This is a genomic window from Bradyrhizobium sp. dw_78 (genome assembly GCF_018449525.1).
Taxonomy (GTDB): Bacteria; Pseudomonadota; Alphaproteobacteria; order Rhizobiales; family Xanthobacteraceae; genus Bradyrhizobium.
The window spans coordinates 407,310-420,308 of sequence record NZ_JAAVUS010000001.1 but is presented as its reverse complement, the minus strand read 5'-3'; the positions used below and the strand labels follow the sequence as shown (position 1 = coordinate 420,308).

At 61.2% G+C, this 12,999-nt stretch carries 11 protein-coding genes and 1 tRNA gene; 2 read left to right on the top strand and 10 right to left on the bottom strand.

Annotated features, from left to right (window positions below):
- Positions 1 to 42 precede the first annotated feature (42 nt).
- A complete protein-coding gene (locus HB630_RS01925; RefSeq protein WP_213769712.1) occupies positions 43 to 969 on the top strand; it encodes a ribose-phosphate pyrophosphokinase in 927 nt (308 codons plus the stop codon).
- Here the strand turns inward: HB630_RS01925 and HB630_RS01920 are convergent.
- Both HB630_RS01920 and HB630_RS01915 read right to left on the bottom strand, forming a co-directional pair.
- Complete coding sequence (locus tag HB630_RS01920; RefSeq protein WP_213769710.1) at positions 932 to 1,930, bottom strand: GTP-binding protein; 999 nt, start codon at positions 1,928 to 1,930, stop codon at positions 932 to 934. The two genes, HB630_RS01925 and HB630_RS01920, sit on opposite strands and share 38 nt — an antisense overlap.
- A complete protein-coding gene (locus HB630_RS01915; protein WP_213769709.1) occupies positions 1,927 to 2,457 on the bottom strand; it encodes a CinA family protein in 531 nt (176 codons plus the stop codon). Before HB630_RS01915 ends, HB630_RS01920 begins: the two co-directional genes overlap by 4 nt.
- Before the next feature lie 182 nt (positions 2,458 to 2,639).
- On the opposite strand from HB630_RS01915, the gene HB630_RS01910 reads away from it, so the two are divergent.
- Positions 2,640 to 4,145 (top strand): PLP-dependent aminotransferase family protein, encoded by a 1,506-nt coding sequence (locus HB630_RS01910; protein ID WP_213769706.1) that lies wholly within the window; start codon positions 2,640 to 2,642, stop codon positions 4,143 to 4,145.
- A gap of 142 nt (positions 4,146 to 4,287) precedes the next feature.
- Here the strand turns inward: HB630_RS01910 and HB630_RS01905 are convergent.
- The 8 genes from HB630_RS01905 to HB630_RS01870 all read right to left on the bottom strand — a co-directional run bounded on the left by HB630_RS01905 (position 4,288) and on the right by HB630_RS01870 (position 12,503).
- A tRNA-Lys gene (locus HB630_RS01905) sits at positions 4,288 to 4,363 on the bottom strand.
- Between the two features lie 175 nt (positions 4,364 to 4,538).
- Complete coding sequence (locus HB630_RS01900) at positions 4,539 to 5,081, bottom strand: Spy/CpxP family protein refolding chaperone (RefSeq protein WP_213769705.1); 543 nt, start codon at positions 5,079 to 5,081, stop codon at positions 4,539 to 4,541.
- Between the two features lie 121 nt (positions 5,082 to 5,202).
- Positions 5,203 to 6,486 (bottom strand): TRAP transporter large permease subunit, encoded by a 1,284-nt coding sequence (locus tag HB630_RS01895; protein WP_213769703.1) that lies wholly within the window; start codon positions 6,484 to 6,486, stop codon positions 5,203 to 5,205.
- On the bottom strand, positions 6,486 to 7,061 hold the full coding sequence (locus HB630_RS01890) for a TRAP transporter small permease (protein WP_213769702.1): 576 nt from the start codon (positions 7,059 to 7,061) through the stop codon (positions 6,486 to 6,488). Before HB630_RS01890 ends, HB630_RS01895 begins: the two co-directional genes overlap by 1 nt.
- A gap of 335 nt (positions 7,062 to 7,396) precedes the next feature.
- Positions 7,397 to 8,425, bottom strand: coding sequence for a TRAP transporter substrate-binding protein (locus HB630_RS01885; RefSeq protein ID WP_213769701.1), 1,029 nt, complete (start codon positions 8,423 to 8,425; stop codon positions 7,397 to 7,399).
- 263 nt (positions 8,426 to 8,688) lie between these two features.
- Positions 8,689 to 10,248 carry a 2-isopropylmalate synthase gene (locus HB630_RS01880; RefSeq protein ID WP_213769700.1) on the bottom strand — a complete coding sequence of 520 codons (1,560 nt, stop codon included), beginning with the start codon at positions 10,246 to 10,248 and terminating at the stop codon, positions 8,689 to 8,691.
- Between the two features lie 393 nt (positions 10,249 to 10,641).
- The gene (locus HB630_RS01875; protein WP_213769699.1) at positions 10,642 to 11,181 is read right to left on the bottom strand and encodes a hypothetical protein; all 540 of its coding nucleotides are present in this window, start codon (positions 11,179 to 11,181) and stop codon (positions 10,642 to 10,644) included.
- A 929-nt stretch (positions 11,182 to 12,110) separates the two neighbouring features.
- Positions 12,111 to 12,503 (bottom strand): nuclear transport factor 2 family protein, encoded by a 393-nt coding sequence (locus HB630_RS01870; RefSeq protein ID WP_213769698.1) that lies wholly within the window; start codon positions 12,501 to 12,503, stop codon positions 12,111 to 12,113.
- Between the last annotated feature and the right edge of the window lie 496 nt (positions 12,504 to 12,999).

Sequence of the window (12,999 nt, the reverse complement as noted above, 5' to 3'; positions counted from 1 at the left end):
GACCCAAATAAGTTATGCGCATCCGCGAAGAGGCCCCCGCGCATGATGATTCTAGCTTGTAACGGTAATCGCAGTCTCGCCACCAGCATCAGTGCCTATCTCCATCTGCCGACCGTCAATGCCGAGGTGCGGCGCTTCGCCGATTCCGAGATTTACGTCGAGATTCTGGAAAACGTTCGCGGCGAAGATGTCTTCGTGGTGCAGCCGACGGCGTTTCCCACGAACGACAATTTGATGGAATTGCTGATTTGCATCGACGCGCTGCGCCGGGGCTCGGCGCGCCGCATCACCGCGGTGATCCCGTATTTCGGCTACGCCCGGCAGGATCGCAAGACCGGGCCGCGCACCCCGATCTCGGCAAAGCTGGTGGCCAATCTGCTGGCCGTGGCCGGCGCCAACCGCATCCTGACCCTAGATCTGCATGCCGGCCAGATTCAGGGCTTCTTCGACATCCCCACCGATAATCTGATCGCGGCGCCGCTGTTCGCGCGCGACATCGCCGAACGCTTCGATCCGGAAGGCAGCGTCGTGGTGTCGCCGGATATTGGCGGCGTGGTTCGCGCCAGGCAGCTGGCGCAGCGGATCGGCTCGCCGCTGGCGATCATCGACAAGCGCCGCCCCAAAGCGGGGGTCTCGGAAGTGATGAACGTGATCGGCGAGGTCGAAGGCAAGGCCTGTATCCTGATCGACGATATCGTCGATTCCGGCGGCACCCTCTGCAATGCCGCCGACGCGCTGCTCGGCCAGGGCGCCACGCAAGTCTGCGCCTATGCCTCGCACGGCGTGCTTTCCGGAGGCGCCAAGGACAAGATCAGCCAGTCACGGCTGAGCTCGCTGACCGTCACCGACAGTATCGAGGATATGATCGCGCCGTCGGCAAAAATCCGCCGCGTCTCGGTGGCCCCGCTGATCGGCGAGGCGATCCTGCGGATCAGCGAGGAGCGCTCGGTGTCATCGCTGTTCGCCTGACCGTTGTTGCCAGCCGCGCCAGCGCATCCACCAATATCTGCTCCTCGACCTCGCGGCCGATCAGCACGATGCGGTTCTGGCGATCCGCGGCCGGCCACGCCTTGAGATCGACCGGCCGGTGCAACAAACCCTGTACCAGATGCAGCACGGTCGGTCCCTGCACGTGTTCGATATCGAGCATCGCCTTCATCCGCAGCAGCATCGGCCCAAGCAGATTGACGGTGTGATCGAGCCACCCCTCCAGCGCGTCCTGTTCAATGACGCCGCTGAATGCCAGTGAAGCGGTTGCGATCGGCGTCGGCTCCGCTGATCGCACCACATTTACTTTTGTCATGAGCGCTTGCGGCAGGTCGAGCAGTTCCGGCCAGAACGCCGCCATCGTCACCGAGCCGGGCGATACGATCACCTGCGGCGCATGGGGATTGATATCGGCCAGCCATTGCTGGACCGCCGCCGTTTCAACAGCCGATACCAGATCGGTCTTGGTCAGCATCAGCCGGTCGGCCAGTGCGACCTGCATTCGCGCCTCCATATGCTCCGTTACCGTGCCGGCGAAGGTGCGCACATCGACGACGGTGACGATGCCCGAGAACGCAAAATAGCGATTGAAGAACACGTCGGCGATCAGATCTTCGAGCAGCGCCGACGGGTCGGACAGCCCGCTGGTCTCGACGATAATTCGCGCGAACGGAGCCTTGTTCTCATCGCGGTTTCGACGCAACAAATTTGCCAGCGCGGGCGTCAGGGCCCCCTTGGTGCGGCAGCACAGACAGCCGCCCGCCAGCACCGCCACCGCATCGGACCCCTGCTCCACCAGCAGGTGATCGAGACCGATGTCGCCAGCTTCGTTGATCACCACTGCGGTGTCGCGAAACGCCGGCGTCGCCAGCAGTCCGTTCAACAACGTCGTCTTGCCGGAACCGAGAAACCCCGTCAGCAAAACGAGCGGTGTGCGATTCATGCGTCGATTTGTTTATGCATCAGGCGAATGGCCGCCGCCACCGCTTCCAGCCGCACATTATCACGGCTGCCGGAAAATACATGGCGCTCCGCCAGCAGCGGCTTGCCGTTGCGCGCCGCCGCAATGAAGATCGTGCCCACGGGATTCTTGGCATTGCCGCCGCCGGGGCCGGCATAGCCCGTGATCGCGACGGTGACGGCCGCTCCGGAATTCGACAACAGGCCTTCCGCGAGCCCCTCTGTCACCTCCGCGCTGACCGCGCCATGTTTCGCCGAGACATCCGCCGCGACGCCAAGACCGGTGGCTTTCGCGGACTCATGATAAAGTACATAGCCGCGGTCGAAAATCTGCGACGCACCCGATACCGATGTCAGGCAGGCGCTGACAAGACCTGCGGTGACGGTTTCAGCGGTAGCGAGACGAAAGCCTTTGTTCTTCGCGGCCGCGAGCGCGGCTGCCGCGGCATCGAGCAGGGCTGCGGGGAAAATGGTCTCACCATCGTTAAGGAAGGTTTCGTTGGACGACATCTTGGCCACTCGCATTATTTATTCAATGCCGGACGATGTGTATCAGTGCCGATCCAAGTCAACCGGTGCTTGGATGTGGCCCCAGAAGGTCGTTATGAACTGGACCCGGATACACCGGCAACCGCTTGCTGCATCGGCCAAAATGGTCTTTGCTGTGGAACGTTGAACGCTTGAGGCCGTTAGTGCTGATATCCCTCGACCGTGGCAGCGCGGAAAGCCTGCAGGAACAGATTTTTGGCCAGATCCGGGAACAGATCGTCACCGGGGTCCTGCGCCCGGGCTCGCCGGTTCCTTCATCCCGGATTCTGGCCGCGCAGCTCAAAGTATCCCGCAATTCGGTGATCTTCGGCTATGAGCGGCTGATCAACGAAGGCTATCTAATCGCACGGCCCATGGTCGGCACCTTCGTCGCTGATATCCTGCCGGACCAGGCGATGGATACAAAGACGAACGATGAAGCCGCGGATTTTTCCGAGACGTCGGAATTCCGTTCCGCCCATGTGTTCTCTGGCCGTCAGCACGCGATCCTCAACAACTCCAACATCCCGATCGATTTCTGGACCCAGCGCACCGACCCCCGCGCCTTTCCGCTGAAGACATGGCGCCGCCTCATCATGCAGTCGCTGGCGACCGCCGGGCATAACCTCACCGAATATGGCGACCCCTGCGGTTTAATGGCGCTGCGTGCCGAGGTCGCCAACCATGTCAGCCATACGCGCGGCATCCGGGTACGGCCGGAACAGGTCGTGATCCTTGCAGGCGCGCAACTGGCGCTGAACCTGGTGTTGCGCCTCCTGGCCTCGCAGGGCGACGAGATCGTGGTGGAAAATCCCTGCAACCAGGGTGCGGCGTATCTGTTCGAGAGCCACCAGATGCGCTTGCGGCCGATTGCGATCGACCGCTCCGGAATCGACGCCACCGCCGTTGCCGCCACCGACGCCCGTATTGCCTATCTTACGCCGTCGCATCAATTTCCCATGGGCGCGACACTGACGCTTGACCGGCGCCGGACCATTCTGCGCTGGGCCCAGCAAACCGGCGCTTATGTGATCGAGGACGATTACGACAGCGAGTTTCGCTATGACGGCGCGCCGCTGCCGGCGATGAAGGCGCTCAGCCCCGACCACGTCGTCTATCTCGGCACATTCTCCAAATCGCTCGGCGCCGGCCTGCGCACCGGCTTTGCGATCTTTCCCGAGCATCTGGTCGATGCGGCCGCTACGGCCAAAGCGCTGCTCGACAACGGCCAGGTGTGGCTCGAGCAAGCCGCCCTCGCGCGTTTCATGCAGGGCGGCGGTTTCATGCGGCATCTGCGGCGCAGCCAGCAGCATTATTTTTCACGCCGCAATGCCCTGATCAGCGCACTGCGCGAGCGGTTCGGCGATGTCGATCTGATGGGCACGGATGCCGGCACCCATGTCGCGTGGCGGCTGCCGGCCTCGTTCGTTCCCGCCCACAACATCAAGGCGATTGCGCGGACCCGCAACATCGGCGTCTATACCGTGCAGTCGGGTGGCGGCCACGAATATGATGGATCACAGTTCGAGGCCAATTGGCTGTTGCTGGGCTACGCCTCGCTGTCGGAAGACCAGATCCGCGCCGGCATCGATCGCCTCGCCGAGGCGCTCAAAATAAGGGACGTCATCAACAACGAGCAGGCATTGCGCGTGCCGCTGGTGCCATCCTGACGGTGCGCCAGCGCGAAAAGAGTCGGGAGCTTCCACGCCCGCCCAGCCGCTTCCGCATCCCACGGGAACAAAAATTGCAAACCGCGCAGCAAACCGGCTTGAGTGTTCCGGTTCTGTCCCCAGCTAAGTGATTGAAATCGCTTGGTGGGCGCAGTAGGGATCGAACCTACGACCCGCTGATTAAGAGTCAGCTGCTCTACCAACTGAGCTATGCGCCCGGACTTGTCCGGGAAGACCCTCGCAAGAGCCGGTCGTTTAGCAAAGCGTTCCCCCGATGTCCAGCATCAGGCCGAGCTTTCCCCTTCTGTCGCGGCCGACCGTAAAACACTGAAAAGCCGCCGGTTTCCCGGCGGCTTTCCGCGCGCTTTCAGGCAGCTCGAAAGAACCGGGCGGTCAAAGCCGCTCGGAGCCGCCCCGTCCGCCGTCCCGATTGCCGTCGCCGTCATGGCCCAGGCCCCGCTCCCAGGCACGGTGGCGCCAGCCGCCGCCAAACCGGTGCTCCAGATGCGTCAGCAGCTTGAGGCGCCGCTTCTGGCCGTCATCCAGCGTCTTGTAGAGCGGATCGGCCGCATCGGCGATCTTCTTCAAGGCCGCCGCCGAGGCCGCCATGTTGTCGGCGCTTTCACGCAGGCGCGCCACCGGATCATCCGGCTGCTGCGCATCGTCCTCGCGCGCCTTCATCCGCGCATTGGCGCGATCGATCCGCTGCTTGGCGAAATCGCGCACCGCGGCTTCGACCGGCGGCCACAGCTTTTCCTGGTCGGGCGTCAGCTTGAGACCGGCATGCACGGCCGCGATGCGCGCATCGGTCAACGCCGCCCTGTCCTCGGGGCTCATTCGGATGTGCTCGCGAACCCACGGACGATGCTGGGCATAAACAACGGTCGAACCGGCGATGACGAACGTCGCGACGCCAGCGAGTAAAATCTTTTTCATGCGAGCCTCCTTCAAAAGGTTACGCAAGAATGAGCGCGATCCGGCGCTCATTCAACTTACAGATTGGACAGGGTGCGCTGTCTTACAAAGATGTAATCCGCCGACATTAATTGAAACATAATCACATCATGCCGAGCAAATGCGGCAACCACAATGAAATCTCCGGGACATAGGTAATCAGGCCCAGGAAAATCAGCATCGCGCACAACCACGGCAGCACCGCGACGGTGATTTCACTGATGCCCATCTTGGCGATGCTGCTGGTGATATAAAGGTTCAACCCCACCGGCGGATGGCACAATCCGACCTCGGTGTTCACGATCATCAGGATACCCAGATGCACCGGGTTGACGCCGAGCTTGCTGGCAAGCGGATACAGGATCGGCGCCATGATCAGAAGGATCGACGACGGATCCATGACATTGCCGGCCGCCAGCAGGATCACATTCACGACCAGCAGGAACGTCCAGACGCCGAAATTCTTGTCGATGATCCACGCCGCCATTTCCTGCGGGATCTGTTCATGCGTCATCAGGAACGAGAACAGCACCGCGTTGGTGATGATGTAAAGCAGCATCGAGCTCATGCTCGCCGCCTGCAACAGCACCTTCGGCACATCGGAAAGCTTCAGTTCCTTGTAGACGAATACGGTGATGATGAAGGCGTAGACCGCGGCGACCGCCGCAGCTTCGGTCGGCGTGAAGACGCCGCCATAGATGCCGCCGAGCACCAGCACGATCAGCAGCAGCCCCCACAGGCTTTCGCGGAACGCATGGAACTGCTCGCGGAACGTCGCCCTGGGCATGCGGGGATAGTCGTTGCGCCGGGCGATGAACCAGGTGACCAGGGCCAGCATCGCCGCCAGCAGGATTCCCGGCACGATGCCGGCGATGAACAACGCGCCGATCGAGGTGTTGGTGGACACGCCGTACAGCACCAGAATGATCGAGGGCGGCACCAGGATGCCGAGCGCGCCCGAGGTCGAGATCACGCCGACGCCGAAACGGCGCGGATAGCCGTGATCGACCATCGCCGGCATCATGATCGAGCCGATCGCCACCACGGTCGCGACGCTCGATCCGGAGATCGCGGCGAACATGGCGCAGGCCGCCACACCGGCGAGGCCGAGCCCGCCGTGATAATGCCCCACCAGCGACGTCGTGAACGCGATCATGCGACGCGCGACGCCGCCGCGGGTCAGGAACTGGCCGGCGAGGATGAAAAACGGAATCGCCATGATGCCGAAATTGTCGAGGCCGGAAAACAGTTTCAGGCCGACGCTTTCGATTGGCACCTCGGTCATGGTGAAGAGGAAGGTCAGCACGGTCAGGCCGAGCGAAATCGAAACCGGCATGCCCGTCAGCATGAGGGCGAACAGCAGCCCGAAAATGATGGCGGCGCTCATCACGCTTCTCCGATCGCGATCGGCGCTTTTGAGCTGACGACTTCGATGCCGTCGACATTGGTGGCGTCATGATGCGGCAGTTCGCCGGTCCTCCAGAACGTCCAGCAGACCTGGAGAAAGCGGAAGCACATCAGGTAGGAGCCGAGCGGAATGCAGGCGTAGACGATCCAGCTCGGGATCTCGAGATCGGGCGAGACCTGATCGGTCCCCATCAATTCGATCACGAATTTGGCGCCCATGGTGCCGACGACGGCGGTGAACAGCGCCCCGCCCAGCAGCCCGAACAGGATCACGCCCTTGCGCCATCGTTCATCGAGACGGTTGATCAGCACGTCGACGCCGACATGGATGCCGATCCGCACGCCATAGGCGGCGCCGAACTTGGCCATCCAGATGAACATGTAGATGCACAATTCCTGCGACCAGGCGAGGTTGATCGGAAACAGGATCGGATACAGGAAGGGAACGTCGACCAGGAAGCGATGCAGCACGGTGATGAAGGTGAGCAGCGTTGCCGCCCCCATCAGGGCCGCGATGATGAATTCCTCAAACCGGTCGAGAATGCGTAACAACATCGATGTCCCCTGTAACAATCGGGCGGGTTACCTGAAGGCGGCATGGGTTTGGTTGAATCGATTTGGCCGCATGCTCCACTCACCTCTCCCTGTCGGGGAGAGGTCGGATTGCTCTTGGCGATACGCAGCATCGTCCAGTGCAATCCGGGTGAGGGCGCGCAGCTCCAACGATAGACCTTAACCCCTCACCCGGCTCGCATCCGACGATGCAAGCCGACCTCTCCCGATAGGAGAGGTCACTTCCGATACCGCCCGCTTCAACCTGATCTCATCACGCTTCAGCCGCCCGATCCTTAAAATCCGCGGAGCCGCGCAAACGGCCCCGCGATCGTTGCTCAGTTCATCGGGCTGCGGCCCGTCTCCTTGAGGAATTCGTCGATCAGGGGCTGACCGACCCGCGACGCCACGTCCTTGTAGACCGGCATCATGGCCTTGCGCATGGCCTCGTCCTGCTCGGCCGTCAGCGTCAGCAATTCGCTCCTGCCGGACTTCTTGATCGCCTCCAGCGCGTCGTCGTTTTCCTTGGCCGACTGGTTGTTGCCGTAGTCGGTGGCCTCCTTCATCGCCTTCGACAGCTGGTCGCGAATATCGGCCGGCAAGCCGTCCCAGAATTTCTTGTTCACGACCACGACGTAGCCGATATAGCCGTGGTTGGTGACCGTCATGTACTTCTGCACTTCGTGCATCTTCTGGGTGTAGATGTTCGACCAGGTGTTTTCCTGCCCATCGACGACGCCGGTCTGCAGCGCCTGATAAACGTCGGAGAACGCCATCACCTGCGGGATCGCGCCAAGCGCGCGGAACTGGGATTCCAGCACCTTCGACGACTGGATGCGGAACTTCAGCCCCTTGTAGTCTTCCGGCGCGATCAGCTTCTTGTTGGCGCTCATCTGCTTGAAGCCGTTGTCCCAGTAGGCCAGGCCGGTCATGCCCTTGGTGTCCAGGAGCTTCAGGAGCTTGGCGCCGAGCGGCCCGTCGGTCACCTTGCGCAGCGATTTCAGGTCCGGCAGGATGTAGGGCAGATCGAACACCTCGAATTCCTTGATGCCGATCGGGCCGAACTTGGAATTCGACGGCGCCAGCATCTGAACCGCACCGAGTTGCAGGGCTTCCAGCTCTTCCTTGTCCTTGTAGAGCGTCGAGTTCGGATAGACTTCGACCTTCACCCGGCCGTTGGTGTATTGCTCGGCAAGCTCCTTGAACTTCTCGGCCGCCTTGCCCTTCGGCGTGTCCGCCGCCACCACATGGCTGAACTTGATGACGATCGGCGACTGCGCCGCCGCCGGGCCTGACCAAGATACTGCGAGCGATCCTGCCAACGCCAATGCCGCGACCGATGCCGCAGCCATAATCAGTTTATGCATCTTTTTTGTTTCCTCCCGCCTGATGTCGGCAAAGCTCGCGCATTGCACGGCTCAACCATTCATGCCTCTGGCACCAATACAGAGAAGCCGCGCGAAATGCCATCGCCCCTTTAGCAGGGTCTGTTTTGCATTTGCTGCAACGCAAAACGCGGTGCCGAGGCACCGCGTCCTTCTCTGAGCCGTTGATTGCCATTCCAGTTCGCCTCGAAGAGGCGAACCTCAGATGCGCTGCGCATCGGGGGAATGACGAAGAACCTTGTTCGTCAGCTTGCCGCCGCTGCCGGAACGTCGCGCTGCCGCTTCATGACGATCTTGTTGAGCGCGCCGAGATAGGCCTTGGCCGAAGCCACCAACGTGTCCGGATCGGCTGCGCGCGCGGTCATCGACCGCCCCTCATGGGCGAGCCGCACCGACACCTCGGCCTGCGCGTCGGTTCCCTGCGTGACCGCATGGACCTGATAGAGCTCCAGCTTCGCCTCATGCGGCACCAACAGCTTGATGCAGTTGAACACGGCATCGACCGGGCCGTTGCCTTCGGCCTCCTCGATCCGGACCTGGCCATCGATATTGAGTTTCATGGTGGCGCGCTGCGGCCCGTGGGTGCCGGCGATCACGGTGAGCGAGGCCAGCTTGATGCGGTCGTGCGAAGCCATGATCTCCTGATCGACCAGCGCCTCGATGTCCTCGTCGTAGATGTCCTTCTTGCGGTCGGCCAGCGCCTTCATCCGCGCGAACGCGTCTTCAAGCTGGTTCGGGCCCAGCTTGTAGCCCATCTCCTCCAGCTTGTGGACGAAGGCATGGCGTCCCGAATGCTTGCCGAGCACCAGCGACGACTGCTTCAGGCCGACCATTTCGGGCCGCATGATCTCGTAGGTCGATGCGTCCTTCAGCACGCCGTCCTGATGGATGCCGCTTTCATGCGCGAACGCGTTGCGGCCGACGATCGCCTTGTTGTACTGCACCGGGAACGAGGTCGCCGCCGAGACCAGCTTCGAGGCCCGCGTCAGTTGCGTGGTGTCGATCCTGTTCCAGTAAGGGAATTTGTCGTTGCGCACATTGATCGCCATCACGACCTCCTCGAGCGCGGCGTTGCCCGCCCGCTCGCCGATGCCGTTGACCGTGCATTCGATCTGCCGCGCGCCGCCGGCGAGGCCCGCCAGCGAATTCGCCACCGCCATGCCGAGATCGTTGTGGCAATGGACCGAGAAGATCGCCTTGTCGGAATTCGGCACCCGCTCGATCAGCGTGCGCATGAAGTGGGTGTATTCCTCGGGCACGGTATAGCCGACAGTATCGGGAATATTGACCGTGGTGGCGCCGGCCTTGATCACGGCCTCGACGATCCGGCACAGGAAATCCATCTCGCTGCGGGTGCCATCCTCGGCCGACCATTCGACGTCGTCGATATGGTTGCGGGCGCGGGCGACGTTGGCGATCGAGGTTTCGATCACCTGCTCCGGCGTCATGTTGAGCTTGACCCGCATGTGCAGCGGCGAGGTCGCGATCACGGTATGGACGCGGCCGCGCTTGGCGAATTTTACCGCTTCGGCGCAGCGGTCGATGTCCTTCGGATGCGCCCGCGCGAGACCTGCGATCACCGCATTCTTGGAACGCCGGGCGATCTCGCTGACCGCCTGGAAATCGCCTTCGGAGGTGATGGGGAAACCGGCCTCGATGACATCGACGCCCATGTCGTCGAGCATCTCGGCAACCTCGAGCTTCTCCTCGAAGGTCATGGTCGCGCCCGGGCATTGCTCGCCGTCGCGCAACGTGGTGTCGAATATAATGACGCGGTCCTTCTCGGACTTGTTCACCGTGGTCATTGGAAAATTCCTTGTAGCTGGTGCGCCGCTATCTTGGGCGCTGAAGGGTTCTTTCGATCATCTCGCTCAAACCCCTGAGTGCCCAGGCGCAACCGCCCAGACGGCCCTCAGGGGCCGATAAGAAGCAGAAGCCCGCCAAGAAGCAGGGTGGGCAGGGACGCCGCAGCCGGAATCGCGTCAGGACGGGCGGCAGAGGCCGCTCCCCCGGAAACTCCAACTTTTTCGCTGCGAATCAGCATTGCCAGACCCTTTGGAGCCCGAATTCTCGGCCAAATCGTTGAAGGATTTATGGCCGGAAGACGTTCCGAAGCCCTTTCTAAACGACAAAGACGGTCGGCCGCAACGCCAAATAATAAGGTCAGAACGGCTGACATATATAGGGGAGACCGCATTTTAAGGCGAAGGTGCAGCTTTACTAATAGGGTCCGGGCATCGCCGCATCGGACCGGGTACCTGCGGCGCCGGCGCCGCCATTTCCTGAGGAAATGGAGAGGGACTCTTGGTGATGGTGATATCGGCTATGTCCATCGCGGCGACCGTGTGAGCGACGATCGTCGAATATTTAAAGGAATCCTGACGGACGTAAGGACCGTTCGGCCTGTAGTAGACAATCCAAGCCATCACCTCTTGCCCAACGCATTTGGACGCCACCTTCAATGTTGTGTTTTCCATCCTAAAGCAAAGCGTGCCATTTTGCGGCGGCTCGATAATTTGGTAGGTGGTTCTCGTGAGGACATCGCATCCCGCAGTTGTTCGGGTACTACCCAGGATCCTGATCTCATTGCTCATGGGGGCAACGGTGTGAATCGTCAATTTGCGTGGATGGCCATCTATAGCCTCCACATTGGAATTCCCGATCGTGAATTGCGTCGGTTCGGCCATTGCCGGTGAAGCCGCCAGAGCTATACCGACCAAGACGAAGATTCGTTTCATTTGATTGCCATGACAGCAGGCGAGCTAAAAAGCACGATTTGCCCAGATCGGAGTGGATTGCTGACCGCTGCAGGATCGCCGGAGTCGGATTGGTTTTAACAAGCTACTGTATCACATTTTTAAAGCCGGCAGAGACGGGCAGCTCAAGCTGCCACATAGACACCCCTCACTGTCTCGCGGCGCGGAGCGCCCGAGTCATGCACGAACGTTTCGCCGCTCAACAACAGAGGGCATAGCGCGCCCCTCAAATGAGGGCGCGGGGAAGGCCGGGTGGCCGTTGCACCCGCAGCCTCGCGTGCAAAAGGTAGAAAGCACACGAGTTCGTCACCACAGGTATACCGGGACAGCCCGGCCTTCCCTGCGCAATGGTTTTAACGGCTTACTCCGCGCTCTCCCCGGTGACCGGGCTTTATTGTCACCGTCGCCAGCGTGATGCGCAGGCATCATCGCCAACTTGACGCCAGCGTCGGGGCGTCAGGACCACACGGCTTCGCCGTCCGCGTTCACCGGCGTTCGTCTCTCGCCGCTGCCGCGTCCACCGCTTCCCGCGCCCAACGTCCGTGACGATCGCGATACGCCCCTCTTGCGGGTGCGGGATAACGCGGGACATGGCGGTGATTTGGCCTGGCTGTGAACCAGAATATTTTCGCGCAAGGCACTGGTCAGACTTTTGGTGATTTGCCCGTCAGGCTGTTTTGGGCGTGCCACTGCCTCCCCGTCATTCCGGGGCGCGCCATTTTGGCGCGAGCCCGGAATCCATTTCGCCGCTGGCGCATGTGGCCCGATGGATTCCGGGGTCACACATTGCACGCGCGCCCTCAGCGACAAGCGCTACGCGCTTGCGCGGGGAATGACGCGGCTTCACCAATTGACGTGCATGGAATCCCGCCGCAGCAGCGGATAGCTCGTAGCGGGTGGATGGCGCTTCGCTAATCCGGTCTACGAGCTACGAGTTCAACAAGATGCGCACGCGAGGATGCGGGGTCAAACCGATCGGCGAAATATTGCGTTTCGTTGGCCACCAGTCCGTCGCGGAATTCCATGATGCTCACCGCGTAGGATGGTATGCCGTCATAGCTAAGTACAAATTCAGTGACCCAGAGATCGCCGCTGCCGACAATTCGCCGGACCGTAAAACGCTTCTTGTTCGGCTGGACGAACCGGCTCTCCTGAATGTTGTACCGGCCCCGAATTCGCTCGCCCGATTGCGGATAATCAAGCACGGCATCGTCGCGGTAGATTTCATGTTCGACGTTGAAATCGTTCGCGTCCGAAGCATTCCAATGGCGTTCCAGCGCCACCCGCACGGTTCGATCATCCATCGCAATCTCCCATCTGCGTTGCGGCCATCATTTCAGCCCCAAGGGCGGATTAGCGAAGCGTCATGCGCCAACTCGGCGGCTGTAACGGCAGAATACGCTAGCGCTATTCCGCCCTACGGACATTCTCAGCCCCGGTCGGCACTTCGCTTTTGGGCCAGAAGCAGACATTCGAGACAGCGCAGAAACAGTCAAAATCGTCTCGAAGCCAACGAGTAAAACGGAGCGAGAAAAAGCTCGACTGTAGCTGATGACGTCCACAACCTTTGCATGCTACGGCACAGTTCACTTCGCACGGCTCGATGCGAACGACGGGGCATGAGATGTCTGATAAACTCCAAGCGAATGATTGCCTAGAAATCTACGAATCGCGCGTCCGGCTCAGTTTCTTCCTTGCCTTTGGGGTTTTTCTCACGCTCGGTGCATTGTTCATGGCCGGAGCGTGTCTCGGCGTTCTTCTTGGCTTCCTTGGCCCCCTCCAACGACGGCTCGCCGGATT